Source organism: Paenibacillus sp. FSL W7-1279, assembly GCF_037969845.1.
In the GTDB taxonomy this organism is placed as follows: Bacteria; Bacillota; Bacilli; order Paenibacillales; family Paenibacillaceae; genus Paenibacillus_AQ.
In genome coordinates this window covers 1,133,462-1,149,937 of record NZ_CP150215.1, presented here as the reverse complement: position 1 = coordinate 1,149,937, position 16,476 = coordinate 1,133,462, and the positions used below count along the sequence as shown (strand labels likewise).

The window sequence follows — 16,476 nt, the reverse complement described above, 5'->3', positions numbered from 1 at the left end:
ACAAGGCATCATCGTGCAGCGTACGGCTATCTGCTCCTATTACGGACAGCGCCTATGGTCCCATTTCAGACAGACACATTTATGTTAGAGTTAAGTTTATGCAAAATAATCAACTGACCAAAGAGGTCTGAATAGACGTTAGGCCCGTGAATCCATTTATGAGTACAAACAAAAGGAGTCTTCTTCAAGAAGACTCCTTTTGTTTCAATTATATTTTATCAGTCAAAAAAATGACTCTACACAAGCGCCTTCAGCGCAATATCCGTCCGGTTCTGCTTGCCTTCAAACAAAATCGCTTCTGCACGCTCATACGCTTTCGCCCGTGCGGATGCGATATCTGCCCCTAATCCAACAACGCCGAGAACGCGTCCTCCATTCGTTCTCCACGTTCCGTCAGCATCGCGAGAGGTGCCCGCATGAAATACAATCGTTCCGTCCTGCTCGTTATCCAGCCCACTGATCGCTATCCCTTTCGGATACGATGCAGGATACCCGCCGGAAGCCAGGATGACGCATACCGCTGCCTCGTCACTCCACTCCAGTTCTAAATCAGCCAGGTTTCCGTTAACGGCAGCAAGGAATACCTCAAGCAGATCCGTCTTCAAGCGCGGCAATACGACCTGCGTTTCCGGATCGCCAAATCTGGCGTTGAACTCAATGGTCTTCGGTTTTCCGTCCGGCGTAATCATCAATCCGGCGAACAGAACGCCCCGGAACGGACGACCTTCCGCTACCATCGCTTTCGCTGTGGGCTTGATAATCGTCTCAATGGCCTCTTCAATGACAGATGACTGAATATGAGGCAATGGAGAATACGTTCCCATCCCACCTGTATTCGGTCCCAAATCTCCATCATAAGCCGGTTTATGATCCTGTGCCGCCGACATCGGCTTCACGGTTTCACCATCCACAAAGGCGAGGATCGACATTTCCTGGCCTTCCAGGAACTCCTCGATGACCACCCGGCTTCCCGCATCGCCAAACACCTTCGATTGCATAATGTCGCTGAGCGCCTGCTCGGCTTCCTCGATCGTCCGCGCAACGGTAACACCCTTGCCGGCTGCGAGCCCGTCCGCTTTCACGACGATCGGTGCGCCTTGCTGGCGCAAGTAAGCTAGCGCCTTCTCGTAATCGTCGAACTTCGCGTAGGCTGCCGTCGGAATGCCGTATTTATGGAGCAAGTCCTTCATAAAAGTTTTGCTGCCCTCAATTTCGGCTGCATTTTTGCGCGGACCGAATACCGGGATGCCTGTAGCGTCGAATGCATCTACGATGCCGTCAGCCAGCGGATCATCCGGACCGACAACAATGAGTCCCACCTGCTTCTCTACGGCGAATGCCGCCAGCTTCTCAAACTCCGATACCGCGATCGGCACGCACTCGGCCAGCTGTCCGATACCGGCGTTGCCGGGTGCGCAGTAAATCTTATCCGCTTTCGGGCTCTTTGCCAGTGCCCATACGATGGCATGCTCTCTTCCGCCGCCTCCGATAACCAAAATATCCATGGTTTACCCCTCCCGATTCATTTCAACTTTACCGTCAACATTTCATAACATGAATGATTTACAGGGCGAAGCGTGAGATCATCTTCACCTTCTGGTCCCCTTAAACTTAAAGGCGGCGCGCTCGAAAGAGCGGCGTCGCCTCTATATGTTGCTGATTGAAAGGTGATCTTCAGCTGCAGCCTCATGGTTGCAGCGAAGCCCCTTTTTATGCTCATGAATTAGTGTTTAAAATGCCGCACGCCAGTAAAGACCATGGCGATCCCGTATTCGTTGGCTGCCTTGATGGATTCCTCATCCTTAATGGAGCCGCCCGGCTGAATGATGGCGGTAATGCCGGCTTTCGCTGCAAGCTCAACGGTATCTCCCATCGGGAAGAACGCATCGGAAGCGAGTACGGCTCCCTTGGCTTTCTCTCCTGCCTGTTCCACCGCAATACGCGCCGAGCCGACACGGTTCATTTGGCCTGCGCCAACGCCAACGGTCATGTTGTCTGCAGCCAATACGATCGCATTAGATTTCACGTGCTTGACCACTTTCCAGCCGAAGAGCAGCTGCTTCAGCTCTTCTTCCGTTGGTTTCCGGTCCGTCGCAACTTTCAGATCAGCGGCGTCCAGGGAATGCACATCGCTTTCCTGTACGATCATGCCGCCTTCGATGGTTGTCACCGCAAGTGTGCTTTGGCGCTCCTTGGCCGAACCGAACTCGCCCATCTTCAGTAGACGGATATTTTTCTTTTTCGTGATAATCTCCAGCGCCTCCGGTGTGAAATCCGGTGCCAGGATAATTTCAAGGAAAATATCCTTCAGCAGATCCGCCGTCGGAGCGTCAATTGTCCGGTTCGCCGCCACGATGCCGCCGAAGATGGATGTCGGATCAGCGTTGTAAGCTTTTTGGTAAGCTTCCAGCACATTTGTCCCGATGCCCACGCCGCAAGGGTTCATATGCTTCACGGCCACCACGGTTGGCTCGTCGAATTCCTTCACGATCTGCAGGGCTGCGTTCGCGTCATTGATATTGTTATAGGAGAGCTCTTTGCCGTGCAGCTGCTCCGCGGTCGTCAAAGTACCCGCTGGTGCCAGCGGTTTACGGTAAAATGCCGCTTTTTGATGCGGATTCTCGCCGTAACGAAGGTCCTGAATTTTCTCGTAGGTGACGCTAAAGCGCTCAGGAAGCGGATCGCCCGTTACATTCGACAAATAGTCAGAAATCAACGTATCGTAGGCCGCCGTATGACGGAAAACCTTGGCTGCAAGACGTTTGCGGGTTTCCAGCGTCGTGTCGCCGCCGTCACGGATTTCCTCGATCACGCTGCCATAATCCGCCGCATCGACAACCACGCTCACAAAAGCATGGTTTTTCGCAGCCGAACGCAGCATCGTCGGCCCGCCAATGTCGATATTTTCGATTGCATCCTCATACTCGACACCCGGCTTCGCGATCGTTTCCTGGAATGGGTACAGGTTCACCACGACCAGATCGATGTAATCGAGGCCCAGCTCCTGCATCTGACGCTGATGCTCCTCGCTGTCGCGAATGGCAAGCAGACCGCTGTGCACGGCTGGATGAAGGGTTTTGACGCGTCCGTCCAGAATCTCAGGGAATCCGGTCACATCGGAGATGCCGATGACAGGAACTCCTTCCTTGGCGAGGAGGTTCTTCGTTCCCCCTGTCGAAATGATCTCTACACCCAATGAAGACAACTCGCGGCAAAACTCCACGATGCCGGTTTTATCCGAAACGCTGACCAAAGCTCTTTTGATACCCACGTTCATACCCCCTATTATGAATAAAATTAACTAAGTAAGCCTGTCTTGATTCCGTAGATGCTGTCGAAGATCCATAATTGCAAATTATTTCCCGAGAAATATCGAACATGTCGATTCACCGAAAGACCTTGTCCGCTTTTATTACAAAAGCCTATTCGGTAATCGTCACATTCCGCCCGTTCAGCGAAATTCGCCCCTGGGCGAACCAGGAAACGACTTCAGAGTATAACTTCTGCTCCACGGCATGAATGCGTTCTGCCAGCACTTCTGCCGTTTCGCCTTCCTTGATCTCTACGGCTTTTTGAGCAATAACAGGTCCGGTATCCATGCCGCCATCCACAAAATGAACCGTGACACCAGTCATCTTCACACCATAGTCCAGCGCTTGGCCAATCGCGTCTTTTCCTGGAAAAGCAGGCAGCAGCGATGGATGAATGTTGATGATCCGGCCGCTATAGAACTCGACAAAGGACGGACTCAATAACCGCATATATCCTGCAAGAACAATCAATTCGACACCGCGCTGCTGAAGCTCTACCGCAATTTCACGTTCGTAATCTTCCTTCGAGGCATAATCCTTCGGCTGAAAGGCGAATACATCCACATTCGCCGCTTGAGCCAGCTCCACGACGGGAGCCTGTGGCTTATCGCATACCAGGATGCTGATCACGCCGCCCAGGGCCCCCCTGTGCTGCGTATCTACCAAAGCCTGAAAGTTACTGCCCCTGCCGGAAGCGAAAACCGCAATCCGAAACGGCCTCATTACACCTCAGCTCCCGTAAAGGTTACGATGCGCTCGCCTTCGGTGACCCGGCCGATCACATAAGCCTCTTCGCCTGCGGAGCGGAGGTATTGAAGCACTCCGTCTGCATCCTGTTCTTTGACGACAAGCACCATGCCGATTCCCATATTAAATGTCGTAAACATATCCTTGTTCGAAATGCTGCCTTTTTCCTGCATTAGCTTAAAGATCGGCAGAATCGGCCAAGAGCCGTATTCGATGTCGACATTGACGCCATCCGGCAGCATACGCGGAATATTCTCGATGAATCCGCCGCCCGTGATATGCGCCATACCCTTTACTTCGATCTCTTTCAACAGTCCGAGCAGCGGCTTCACATAAATCTTGGTCGGAGCGAGCAGTACGTCGCCAAGACGTCCGCCCAGTTCCGGAAGCTCTTGCTGCAGAGAGTAGCCTGCGTCCTCCAGAAGCAGCTTGCGAACAAGCGAGAAGCCGTTACTGTGCACACCGCTGGATGCTAGACCAATCACCGCGTCGCCTGCCGCGATATTCGACCCGTTGATCATTTTGCTTTTGTCGACAATGCCTACGGTGAAGCCCGCGATGTCATACTCGCCTTCACTGTACATGCCCGGCATCTCTGCCGTTTCCCCGCCGATCAGGGAACATCCCGCTTGGTTGCATCCGTCGGCGATCCCTTTGACAATGGATTCGATTTTGGACGGAATGACCTTATCACAAGCTAAATAGTCGAGAAAAAAGAGCGGTTCTGCGCCTTGCACCACAATATCGTTCACGCACATCGCTACCGCATCAATGCCGATGGTATCATGTTGGTCCATCGCGAATGCGAGCTTCAGCTTTGTGCCGACGCCATCCGTGCCTGAGACGAGTACCGGCTCTTCATATTGGTCTTTATTCAGCTTGAACAGTGCGCCAAAACCCCCGAGGTCGGTCATGACTTCCGGTCTGAAAGTCGTTTTGACATGCTTTTTCATACGCTCTACCGCTTCATTGCCTGCAGCGATATCCACGCCTGCTTGTTTGTAAGTATCCGACACGCGCTCAACACTCCTTTTTCGTTATGACGAAAGTATCTGTTCACACATCATTTATGGGCTTAATCAATAACCAGCTTAAAGAGGTTGTTCAAACCAACCTTCTCGGTGCTGAAAACCGACCTTTTTGAACACGCATTTAATGGGTGTATCCGAGAAAAAATGGCTGTCCACTGCAGAATCAGCAGCTGCAGCCCATCTTCTCTTCCCCGTTAAAATCAATCTGCGTCGGGTAATCATTATCAAAGCATGCCATGCACAAGCCGCCTTTAGGGCTGTGCTCATCATAACCGCCAATGGCGGATATAAGTCCCTCCGGGCTCAGGAACGATAAGGAATCCGCGTTGATCTCCCGGCAGATTTCCTCGACGCTTTTCTCGGAAGCGATCAGCTCTCTGCGGTCCGGCGTATCGATGCCGTAGAAGCAAGGGTTCTTGAATGGCGGCGACGTAATCCGCACATGCACTTCGGTCGCGCCCGCTTCACGAAGCAAATTAACGATCCGGCGGGACGTGGTTCCCCGTACGATGGAGTCATCGATCATGACCACCCGTTTGCCTTCGACCACGCGCCGTACCGCGCTCAGCTTCATCTTCACGCCCTGTTCGCGCAGCTCCTGGCTCGGCTGAATGAACGTCCGGCCCGTATATTTATTCTTGATCAATCCCAGCTCGTAAGGAATGCCCGTTTGCTCGGCATAACCGATAGCGGCCGAGATGCTGGAATCCGGTACGCCTGTAACCACATCGGCATCCACGAACGATTCCAGGGCCATCTTGCTGCCCATCCGTTTACGGGCCGAATGCAGATTGGAGCCGTTCAGATCGCTGTCCGGACGGGAGAAATAAATATATTCCATCGCGCACAACGCTTTGCGTCCCGCTTCCGTATACCGTTCTTCCCGAAGCCCGTTCCGATCGAGAATCAGCAGCTCTCCGGGAGCAACATCGCGGATCGCTTCCGCCCCGATGACTTCAAGCGCGCAGGTCTCCGAAGTGAAGATATACGCATCGCCCAGACGACCCATCGTGAGCGGACGGAGTCCGTTCGGGTCCGAGGCGACGAGCAGCTTGTCATTGGTCATGAGCAGAAAGGCGAACCCGCCCACCAAGCGCTGCAAGGCATCCTTGGCAGCCTCGACAAAATCCTTCGGCGAACGCGCGATCAGATGCGCAATGACTTCCGTATCGCTGGTCGTCTGGAATATGGAGCCCTCCATCTCCAGCTCGCGCCGAAGCTTCGGCTCGTTGACGATGTTGCCGTTCGTAGCAATCGCCAGATTGCCCTCGCGATATTTAAAGACGAGCGGCTGCGCATTCGTCAGTCTGCTGTCCCCGCTGGTCGAGTAACGGACATGCCCGATCGACATGCTGCCCTGCAGCGATTCCAGCTTGTCTTTATCAAACACTTCTTTTACAAGTCCCATCCCGCGGTGATAATTGAAATTCTCGCCGTCGGCTACGCAGATTCCTGCGCTTTCTTCGCCGCGGTGCTGGAGGGCGTGAAGCCCGTAATAGGAAAGGGAGGCGGCATCGGGATGTCCAAACACCCCGAATACGCCGCACTCTTCTTTTAATGTATCAAAAATATCGCTCTGACCTGTTCCCTCATTGTAGTAATCCCCTGTCCACAGTCCTTCGGGTATCAGTTCATGAGACATGGAATGGCATCCTCCCAGACGGATTTCAAAGCCTCCACGGATTCTTCCAGCGCAGAAGCACCGTTAATGTTAATGCTAAGCTTATTCCCGCCGACTACGCCAAGCGCGGTAAATGGAACGTCCGCTTCTTGCAGGAGCTTCTCCAGCGCGTTCTTATGATCAGGAGACACCGACAGCACGATCCGGGATTGGCTCTCGCTAAAGAGCGCTACGTCGTTACGCAGATCGGTTGACCATTGCACGCTCGCCCCAACGTTGCCGCTGATGCAGCTCTCCGCCAGCGCGGCTGCAAGTCCCCCCTCCGACACATCATGCGCGGATTGTACCAGACCGGATTGGATGGCCTTCAGTACGCCGCCGAGCAATTTCTTCTCGGTATCCAGGTTCAGTTCCGGCGGTCTGCCTTCCGATACTCCATGCATGATCGCTTGGAACTCGCTGCCGCCCAGTTCCGCACGGGTATCACCCAGAACGTAGATGGCATCGCCTTCCCCCTTGAAGCCTTGTGTCGTAATATGATCCGTATCATGGATCAGGCCGACCATGCCAACAACCGGCGTCGGATAAATCGCACCTTTGGCATTCTCGTTGTAGAGACTCACATTTCCGCCGATGACCGGCGTTTCAAGCACACGACAAGCTTCCGCCATACCGTCCACGGCTTTTTCCATCTGCCAGAAAATTTCCGGCTTCTCCGGGCTTCCGAAGTTCAGGTTATCCGTAATCGCCAGCGGCTCGGCGCCGGAGCACACGATATTGCGCGCTGCTTCGCTGACCGCGATTCTGCCGCCAAGCTCAGGGTCGAGGTAGACGTAACGTCCGTTACAGTCCGTTGTCATCGCCAGGGCTTTGCGCGTTCCCGGCACCGTTACGACAGCAGCATCCGAACCCGGACGAACGGCCGTGCTGGTACGAACCATATAATCGTATTGGTTGTATACCCATGCTTTGCTTGCAAGGCTTGGCGAACCGAGCACCTTCTTGAGGGCACCGCCCAAATCCTTCACTTCTTCATAACGAAGCGTATCCACCGCAGCCTGCTCTTGGTAGTAAGCCGGTTCTTGGGATGGTTTGTTATAGATCGGGCATTCGTCTACGAGCGCTTTAACCGGCATGTCGCCTACCACCTCACCGTGGTGGATCAGCTTCAGGCGGCCATCGTCCGTCACTTTGCCGACTTTGGCGCAGATAACGCCCCAGCGTTCGAAGATTTCTCGGGCTTGCTCCTCATGCTTCGGCTCAACCACGAACAGCATCCGTTCCTGGGACTCCGACAGCATCATTTCATAAGGCGTCATGCCTTCTTCGCGCTGAGGCACTTGGTCCAGGTACAGCTCAAGACCGTTGCCTGCTTTACTTGCCATTTCCGCACTGGAGCAAGTCAATCCAGCCGCGCCCATATCCTGAATGCCCAGCACGATGCCGGAATCAATCAGCTCGAGGCAGGACTCCATCACGAGTTTCTCCATGAACGGATCGCCGACCTGAACGGCCGTGCGGTTCGCTTCGGATTCCTCCGTCAGCTCAACGGAAGCGAAGGTTGCGCCGTGGATGCCATCGCGGCCAGTTGGAGGCCCGACATAAAAGACCGGATTGCCTACCCCTTTTGCAACGCCGCGCTGAATCTTATCATGGTCGATAACGCCGACGCACATCGCATTGACCAGCGGATTGCCTTCATAACTTTCGTCGAATACAACCTCGCCGCCTACCGTCGGGATCCCGATGCAGTTGCCGTAACCGGCAATGCCGGATACCACGTGCTCAAACAAATATTTAACGCGATCGCTCTCCAGCTTGCCGAAACGAAGCGAGTTAAGAATCGCTACCGGTCTTGCCCCCATGGAGAAAATATCGCGGATAATGCCGCCAACGCCCGTGGCTGCGCCTTGATAAGGCTCTACAGCGGACGGATGGTTATGGCTTTCGATTTTGAATACAACCGCTTGGTTGTCGCCGATATCAACGATCCCGGCGCCCTCGCCCGGTCCCATTAGGACGCGCGGGCCGCTTGTCGGGAAACGACGAAGCAGCGGCTTGGAATTTTTGTAGGCGCAATGCTCGGACCACATGACACTGAATACGCCGATTTCTGTGTAATTCGGCTTGCGTCCCATGAAGGAACAGATCAGCTCATACTCGCTGTCCGAAACTCCCATTTGCTTGTAAATCTGATGCTCTGCGATCTGTTCTGCTGTCGGTTCCTTAACGGACGTTTGCTGCGCCATGAGTATCCCTCCATGCCTGTAATATGGATGTAAACATTGCTTTACCGTCATCCGAGCCGAGCAGGCTGCTGACCGCGCGCTCCGGATGCGGCATCATGCCGATTACGTTGCCCCGTTCATTGCAGATGCCTGCGATATCCTCGATCGAGCCGTTCGGATTGTTTTGATACGTAAATACGATTTGCCGGTTGTCCCGGAGCTTTTGAAGTGTTTCTTCATCACAGTAATAGTTGCCCTCGCCATGCGCGATCGGAATGACAATCTCTTGCCCCTCCGCGTAATCGCGCGTAAACGGCGTTGTATTATTGTTCACTTTGAGCACCGTGTCATGACAGCGGAATTTCATCGAATCGTTGCGGCGCAGAGCTCCGGGAAGGAGTCCGGCTTCCGTCAAAATCTGAAATCCGTTGCAGATGCCAAGAATATACTTGCCCTCTTCCGCCGCCTTCGCCACTTCGCTCATAACCGGGGCGAATCGGGAAATCGCACCACATCGGAGATAATCTCCATAAGAGAATCCGCCGGGTACCAAAATGCAATCATATGGAGAAAGGTCCGTAGCCGTATGCCACACATAATCCACCGGCTGACCAATCGTCTCTTCTACCGCCTTATAACAGTCAATATCACAATTGGAACCAGGAAAGACCAGCACTGCAAATCTCATTGGTTTAGCCCTCCAATTCATAACGGTAGTTCTCAACCACCGTATTGGCCAAAAGCTTCTCGCACATTTCTTTCACTCGTAGCTCGGCTTCCTCACGGTTGTCCGTACCCAGCTCAAGTTCCATATATTTACCGATCCGCAGGCTTTCCACTTCCTTGTACCCTATCGAATGAAGTGCACCTTGCACCGCTACCCCTTGAGGGTCCAATACGCTCTGCTTAATCGTGACGTAAACCTTTGCTTTCAACATTGTATCCTGTTCCTCCTCGGTATATATGAATGAAATGGTTTATAAAAGCTTTACAGGCTTGCACCCGTGATTCGACTGTAAATATCGGTATAGCGGCGCGTCGTCTCCTCTACCACGGCCTGTGGCAGGGGATCCGGCTCACTGTTCTTATCCCAATCGGACGAAGCGAGATACGTGCGGACGGGCTCCTTATCCATACTGTCAATCTCAATGTCTAGCGCGTAATTCTTCTCATCCCAGAAACGGGAGGAATCCGGCGTGAAAATCTCATCGATCAGAATGATCTCTCCATCGATTAAACCGAACTCAAACTTGCAATCGGCCAAAATAATGCCGTGCTTGCTGCAATAATCGCGGGCGAACTTGTACAGCATCAGGCTTTTGTTCTGCAGCTGCAGCGCCAGCTCCTCGCCGACAAGCTCCTTCATGCGCGATAGCGGGATGTCCTCGTCATGACCGACATCGTTCTTCGCCGCCGGCGTGAAGATCGGCTCGGGAAAAGCCTCATTCTTGCGCAGACCCTCCGGCAGCTTAATGCCGTTGACCTCGCCCGAGGACTGATACTGCCTCCAGCCCCCACCGGTAATGTATCCGCGAACCACGCATTCGATATCGATGCGCTCGGCCTTGCGGCACACCATGATTCGTCCATCCAGCAGCTCCTTGTCCTTGACGGCATCGCCCAGGAGGTTCACGTCCGTATGCACGACATGATTGCTGATAAGCTGTTCCGTTTGTTCAAACCAGAAGGCGCTCAGCTTGTTCAGAACGGTTCCTTTGGCTGGTACAGGCGGCTCCAGCACATAGTCAAAAGCGGAAATGCGGTCGGTTACTACAATGAGTACATGCTCGCCCAGGTCGTATAGTTCACGAACCTTGCCCTTGTACAGCAGCGGTACGTTGACCAGATGCGTGGCGGTCGATAATGCCGGTAATGTCATGTGTTCCTCCCCTTGGGACGACGTATGGCTCGGCTTGAGACCTGTCGCTCCCTGTATTTCTATCGGATGAAAAATAGAATGCTCAGTATCATGTTAAAAGTCTTCAGCTTATTCATCACTACGAATGCGGATTGTTTTTCCGATCCCTGTTGCCCGCCTTCTCCGTTGTAGTGATTCTCAACTTCACAGAGCCTTCAGGCGATTAATACAAATTTCTTAACTATTCCAATCCCAGCTTGGCAAAAATCGTATCCACATGCTTCAGGTGCCAGCTTGGATTAAATGCATCTTCGATCTCCTCAGCGCTGAGCACCTCGGTGATCTCAGGCGTGGATTCCACGATCTCGCGGAATTGACGCTGCTCTTCCCATGCCTGCATGGCCCGAGGCTGAACGGTATCGTACGCTTGCTCGCGGCTGAAGCCCTTGTCGATCAGCTTCGTCATGATCCGGCCCGAGAAAGGAACGCCGAACGTGCGAGCCATGTTGCGCTTCATGTTCTCCGGGAAGACGGTCAGGTTCTTCACGATGTTGCCGAAGCGGTTCAGCATGTAGTTCAGCAGCATCGTAGCGTCCGGCAGGATGATACGTTCTACCGAGGAGTGGGAAATATCCCGCTCATGCCAGAGCGACACGTTCTCGTAAGCCGAAACCATGTGGCCGCGAATGACGCGCGCAAGACCCGAGATGTTCTCCGAACCGATCGGATTCCGTTTATGCGGCATCGCGGAGGACCCTTTTTGTCCTTTGGCGAATGCCTCTTCGACCTCGCGAACCTCACTCTTCTGGAGTGCGCGGACTTCGGTAGCGAACTTCTCGAGCGAAGTCGCGATGAGCGCAAGTGTTGCCATGTATTCCGCATGACGGTCACGCTGCAGCGTCTGGGTCGAGATCGGCGCCGGCTTCGTGCCAAGCTTGCGGCAGACGAATTCTTCAACCGAAGGATCGATGTTGGCATACGTTCCAACGGCTCCGGAAATTTTGCCGTACTGCACGCCGTCGGCCGCATGGCGGAAGCGCTCCAGGTTACGGATCATTTCTTCATGCCACAGCGCCATTTTCAAACCGAAGGTTGTCGGTTCTGCATGCACCCCATGCGTTCTGCCCATCATCGGGGTATGCTTGTAAGCCAGTGCCTTCTCTTTCAAAATACCGATAAAGCGCAGGATGTCCTGCTCCAAAATATCGTTGGCTTGCTTGAGCAGATATCCCATCGCGGTATCCACCACATCCGTCGAAGTCAAACCGTAGTGAACCCATTTGCGCTCCTCGCCAAGGCTTTCCGAAACCGCGCGTGTAAAGGCGATGACATCATGGCGGGTTTCCTGTTCGATTTCATAAATCCGATCCATATTAAAGGTTGCATTCTGGCGAAGCTTAACGGTATCTTCCATCGGAATGACGCCGAGATCCGCCCATGCCTCGCATGCGCACAATTCCACTTCCAGCCATGCTCTGAATTTGTTCTCCTCGGTCCAAATCGCCCGCATTTCCGGTCTGCTGTAACGTTCAATCATCGTTTAATCCTGCCTCCAAATATTAGTTTTCTCTACCCATTCGAGCGCGTCATCGACATCCCCGCACAAGAGGTTTATATGTCCCATCTTGCGGTTAAGCTTCGATTCGCTCTTGCCGTATAGATGAAGCTTAGGCACAACGCCGAGAGACTCTGCAAGCGCGTCGTGCTCTCCAAAACGTCGTACCGCTTCCTCCAGATGCTGTCCCAAGAGGTTCACCATGACGACCGGGCTCAGCAGCGTTGTGTCCCCGAGCGGCAGATCGCAGATCGCTCTTACATGCTGCTCGAATTGAGAGGTTGAGCATGCCTCCATCGTGTAGTGACCCGAGTTATGCGGACGAGGTGCAAGCTCATTCACGTACAGCTCCCCATCCTCGGTCACAAACATCTCTACAGCCAGCAGACCGACAGCTCCCAAACCTTCAACCACGCGTTCCGCGAGCTGACATGCTTTGCGCTTTACTTCGCTCGGCACGCGCGCAGGCACAATCGACAAGTGCAAAATATTGTTGACGTGCACGTTCTCTGCCGGGGGAAAGCTCTTCACGATGCCGCTGGGCGTACGCGCCGCAATCACGGAGATCTCGCACGCGAACTTCACGAACTTCTCCAACACCAGCTCCGTCCCGCTGGCAGCCAGCTCTTTATAGGCTGATTCCAGCTCATCTTCGCTGCGGAGAACCGCTTGCCCTTTACCATCATAACCTCCCATGACGGTCTTTAGCACGCACGGAAGTCCAAGTTCAGAGGCGGCGGACCGTAAATCTTCCAAGCTTGTTATTTCACGATACGGCGCAACCGGTACGCCGGCCGCTTCAATTGCGGCCTTCTCGCGCAAGCGGTGCTGCGTGGTGTACAGCAGCTTGCTTCCTTGGGGAACATAAGACTGCTCCTCCAGAAGCTGGGCCACGCCCGCATCGACATTTTCGAATTCGTACGTAATGACGTCCGCTTTGACGGCAAGCTGCCGGGCAGCCTCGACGTCATCATACCGGGCCGTCACCTGCTCAGCCATCTGGCCAAGCGGGGAGTTCGGCGTCGGATCAAGGGTGACGAACGAATATCCCATCCGGATCCCGTCCAGCGCAATCATCCGTCCGAGTTGTCCCCCGCCAAGTACACCAATGACGGAACCTGGCAGTAGCTTTTTGCTAGAGACCTTCGTCTGCTGTGCTCCGTTCTCCATCATAGGTTATCGCTGCTTTCCAGCACTTCGTCACGGATACGGTCCCGGCGCGCTTGCACTTTTTCCCGAATCCCTGCATCCGAAGTGCCTAAAATCTGGGCTGCGAGCAATCCGGCGTTGGTTGCTCCCGCTTTACCGATCGCTACGGTTGCTACCGGAATGCCGCCCGGCATCTGCACGATCGACAACAATGAATCCAGCCCCTTCAGCGCTTTCGATTTAACCGGAACGCCGATAACCGGCAATACCGTCTTCGAAGCGACCATTCCTGGCAGGTGAGCGGCCCCGCCGGCTCCGGCGATAATGACGCGAAGCCCCCGGCCCTCCGCTTCCTCGGCATACCGGAACATCAAGTCCGGCGTCCGGTGAGCGGATACGACTTTTTTCTCATAAGGAATTTCAAGCTCGTCTAGCACCTGGCATGCATGGGACATCGTATCCCAATCTGATTGGCTTCCCATAATGACTCCTACTTGTGCTGTCATGAGTTACCCCCGCTTTCTTCGAAATTCGACAATATAATGGCTGCTGCTGAAAAAAAAGTCCGATCCCGTAAACACAAAATCTGTGCAGGTCTCGGACATACAAGGATTACGAACGCTGCTGCCTGCGTCAAGCAGAAGAGTCTTGCGCATCCGCCGCCAAAGAGGCAAACATGAAACCAAGCCCCGTCGTAGCCGCACCGTTTGTATTCCCTCGTAGTCCGAAAATTTACGGTTTCCGGGTAGAGACTTCCGGGCCATATCCCCGGCTTTATACGAGAAATATTAAATTTCATCAATCACGCTTTATAAGTTATTTTGAACCTCAACATCCTCAGTTTATCAATTTCTGACACCAAATGTCAACCTAAACACGAACAATCGGATTTACATAAAAAATAATGTTCGTATCTAGGGAGTGAGCAATGCTGCAGCAAAAACTTCTTGGAGATTGTGGGCTTTATTGAAGGCACAGGCAACGGCCGCACATAAAAAAGGTGTGGGCAGTGATGGCAGCGCTGCGCTGACGCATCGTGATTCCGATCGGCTGTTAAACACGGGAAACTGGATTGAACTATAATGGATGTTTCCCGTGTTTAAAGGCGAACGCTTCGCTTCTCCATCCACGATTCGTCCGCTCCGCTGGAGCGAGAACCTTTTTTGCTGCTGCATAGAGGGTAAGGGAAAAGTATTATCGCAGAATAAAATAAGACCGTATTCTGCTCTTTAATTGTAGCTACTTACAAGGAAGATGGGGTCGAGTGTCGAAATCTTATCATCCGACATGAGTATGAAATACGACAGAACTTTAATCCGATATCTATATTTGAATATTACTAAGCAGAATCTATTACTAAGGAGGAACCAATGGCTATCTATCTGGTAAGGCATGGTCAAGATGAAGAAGGGTACCGCGGTGGGTGGAGCCAGCGCGGGCTCATAGACGAAGGGATCAGGCAAGCGGAGAAGCTGGGGCAATACTTAAACGAACACAAGCATGATTTTAATATCCACCGGATCGTGTGCAGCGATTTAACGAGAGCCTATCAGACTGCCTCCATATTGGCCGATAAGCTTGGCCTTCCGTTTCATGGTTCCGAGGATTGGAGGGAGATGAATAACGGTCTGCTCGCTGGAATACCTAACTCTTTAGCGGAAGAGAAGTTCCCTGGATTGTATTTTTCCAGCTTACGGATGGACGAAAGATACCCGGGCGGTGAAAGTCCGCAAGAAAATTTCCAGCGGATTAAGGAAACCTTCACGAGATTATGCCAGGATCAGCTTGAAACAAATGATCACGAGAACGTATTGGTGGTCACTCACGGGGGAGTGATTAACATCATTTATCATCTAATCAAGGATATGGCATGGAGCAATAAGAATCCGTTCTTCCCGGCGGCGAACACCGGGCTGCACAGGGTGGAGTTCCGGGGCGGGCGCTGGGAGTTTACCCTGGAGAATGCAGCACCTCATTTGTAATCGGGAAACCGCATTTCTTCCCGCAACCAACCGGTTCTACCGCTCCCCATGTTTGATGGCATCTACATATTGCTTGGCTTCTACCAAAGACAACCCTAACTCTTCCCTTACGATTTTAATCGCTTTAATGTCCTGCCCATCCGCCAGTAACTGTTTGACTTCCTCATGAACCGGCGGTTCAGGTATTCCTAATTGTTTAGCCATTTGATTTAACGTGTTCTGCTGCTGCCTCATTCGTTTCTCCATTGCCGTCATTCGACTGGAGACCATAAGGCCGACCAGAACAACCAAGACCATGAGCAGAATAATTTCCATATGAACCTCCTCTGACAAAAAGCACCTATCCTCTTAACGGACGCTTCGAAAGATACGCCCAAATCGTGTACGATAAATATGAAGCCGCACCTGCGGATGCAAAATCGGAAGAACCAATCTCTATAAAAAAGGGACGCCTAAGCGTCCCAACAACATTATTTTACTACCAGTACCGGAATCTTTGCATGCTGCACTACATTATGGCTGACACTGCCCAGGACGAACTCGCGGATACCGCCAAGACCGCGGCTGCCGATGACAATCAGGTCACTGCCGTTCTGATTCGCATACTCCAGAATGACTTCAGCCGGAGGACCCTGAATCATCTCCACTTGGCCGGTGACGCCTGACTTCTCAATCCGCTCGCGGATTTCCTCTGTCGTCTGCACAGCAAGATCGTAGACATCTTTATTAAGTGAAGCTGGAATTGGAGCAAGCCCTTCCCCAACGAAGAATCGCGGAAAATCGTAAGCATGAATGACATCCAGCGTAGCTCCCGGTGTTACCTTGGCAAGTTCAACCGCACGTCCGAGCGCTTTATTCGCTGCTTTGGAGCCGTCGTAAGCTAGAAGAATTTTAGTAAAAAGCATACAGGCCACCTCTTTCTATAGTTAAGAGACCTACTACAGTTAAAAGACCTACTACTTATTATTAAACAACTTCATACCGTTATGAAACG

At 52.8% G+C, this 16,476-nt stretch carries 15 protein-coding genes and 1 riboswitch; of the genes, 1 reads left to right on the top strand and 14 read right to left on the bottom strand.

Annotated features, from left to right (window positions below):
• Positions 1-236 precede the first annotated feature (236 nt).
• From purD to purE, 12 genes are all read right to left on the bottom strand, one after another.
• The gene (gene purD, locus MKY82_RS04895; protein WP_220686522.1) at positions 237-1,505 is read right to left on the bottom strand and encodes a phosphoribosylamine--glycine ligase; all 1,269 of its coding nucleotides are present in this window, start codon (positions 1,503-1,505) and stop codon (positions 237-239) included.
• Positions 1,506-1,723: 218 nt separating this feature from the next.
• Positions 1,724-3,271, bottom strand: a complete 1,548-nt coding sequence (purH, locus tag MKY82_RS04890; protein ID WP_220686523.1) for a bifunctional phosphoribosylaminoimidazolecarboxamide formyltransferase/IMP cyclohydrolase — start codon at positions 3,269-3,271, stop codon at positions 1,724-1,726.
• A gap of 151 nt (positions 3,272-3,422) precedes the next feature.
• A complete protein-coding gene (gene purN, locus MKY82_RS04885) occupies positions 3,423-4,034 on the bottom strand; it encodes a phosphoribosylglycinamide formyltransferase (RefSeq protein WP_071221557.1) in 612 nt (203 codons plus the stop codon).
• Positions 4,034-5,074 (bottom strand): phosphoribosylformylglycinamidine cyclo-ligase, encoded by a 1,041-nt coding sequence (gene purM, locus MKY82_RS04880; protein ID WP_194540968.1) that lies wholly within the window; start codon positions 5,072-5,074, stop codon positions 4,034-4,036. Before purM ends, purN begins: the two co-directional genes overlap by 1 nt.
• Positions 5,075-5,252: 178 nt before the next feature.
• Positions 5,253-6,731: an amidophosphoribosyltransferase gene (purF, locus tag MKY82_RS04875; protein ID WP_145039121.1), complete on the bottom strand. Its 1,479-nt coding sequence runs from the start codon at positions 6,729-6,731 to the stop codon at positions 5,253-5,255.
• Entirely contained in the window at positions 6,716-8,959 is a 2,244-nt protein-coding gene (gene purL / locus MKY82_RS04870) for a phosphoribosylformylglycinamidine synthase subunit PurL (RefSeq protein WP_339295603.1), read from the bottom strand. The genes purF and purL overlap by 16 nt, the downstream gene beginning before the upstream one ends.
• Complete coding sequence (gene purQ / locus MKY82_RS04865) at positions 8,937-9,626, bottom strand: phosphoribosylformylglycinamidine synthase subunit PurQ (RefSeq protein WP_100540297.1); 690 nt, start codon at positions 9,624-9,626, stop codon at positions 8,937-8,939. The genes purL and purQ overlap by 23 nt, the downstream gene beginning before the upstream one ends.
• A gap of 4 nt (positions 9,627-9,630) precedes the next feature.
• Positions 9,631-9,876 (bottom strand): phosphoribosylformylglycinamidine synthase subunit PurS, encoded by a 246-nt coding sequence (purS, locus tag MKY82_RS04860; protein ID WP_012819094.1) that lies wholly within the window; start codon positions 9,874-9,876, stop codon positions 9,631-9,633.
• 50 nt (positions 9,877-9,926) lie between these two features.
• Entirely contained in the window at positions 9,927-10,817 is an 891-nt protein-coding gene (locus MKY82_RS04855) for a phosphoribosylaminoimidazolesuccinocarboxamide synthase (RefSeq protein WP_339295602.1), read from the bottom strand.
• A 220-nt stretch (positions 10,818-11,037) separates the two neighbouring features.
• Positions 11,038-12,333: an adenylosuccinate lyase gene (gene purB, locus MKY82_RS04850; RefSeq protein WP_339295601.1), complete on the bottom strand. Its 1,296-nt coding sequence runs from the start codon at positions 12,331-12,333 to the stop codon at positions 11,038-11,040.
• A 3-nt stretch (positions 12,334-12,336) separates the two neighbouring features.
• A complete protein-coding gene (gene purK / locus MKY82_RS04845; RefSeq protein WP_339295600.1) occupies positions 12,337-13,524 on the bottom strand; it encodes a 5-(carboxyamino)imidazole ribonucleotide synthase in 1,188 nt (395 codons plus the stop codon).
• Positions 13,521-14,006 carry a 5-(carboxyamino)imidazole ribonucleotide mutase gene (gene purE / locus MKY82_RS04840; RefSeq protein ID WP_339295599.1) on the bottom strand — a complete coding sequence of 162 codons (486 nt, stop codon included), beginning with the start codon at positions 14,004-14,006 and terminating at the stop codon, positions 13,521-13,523. The genes purK and purE overlap by 4 nt, the downstream gene beginning before the upstream one ends.
• 194 nt (positions 14,007-14,200) lie before the next feature.
• A riboswitch (purine riboswitch) is annotated at positions 14,201-14,302 on the bottom strand.
• A 568-nt stretch (positions 14,303-14,870) separates the two neighbouring features.
• Between purE and MKY82_RS04835 the strand changes: the two genes are divergently transcribed.
• Positions 14,871-15,482, top strand: a complete 612-nt coding sequence (locus tag MKY82_RS04835; protein ID WP_339295598.1) for a histidine phosphatase family protein — start codon at positions 14,871-14,873, stop codon at positions 15,480-15,482.
• A gap of 36 nt (positions 15,483-15,518) precedes the next feature.
• On the opposite strand, the gene MKY82_RS04830 is transcribed toward MKY82_RS04835, so the two are convergent.
• Both MKY82_RS04830 and MKY82_RS04825 read right to left on the bottom strand, forming a co-directional pair.
• Complete coding sequence (locus MKY82_RS04830) at positions 15,519-15,797, bottom strand: hypothetical protein (RefSeq protein ID WP_339295597.1); 279 nt, start codon at positions 15,795-15,797, stop codon at positions 15,519-15,521.
• A gap of 155 nt (positions 15,798-15,952) precedes the next feature.
• Complete coding sequence (locus MKY82_RS04825) at positions 15,953-16,387, bottom strand: universal stress protein (RefSeq protein ID WP_326097959.1); 435 nt, start codon at positions 16,385-16,387, stop codon at positions 15,953-15,955.
• Positions 16,388-16,476 lie beyond the last annotated feature (89 nt).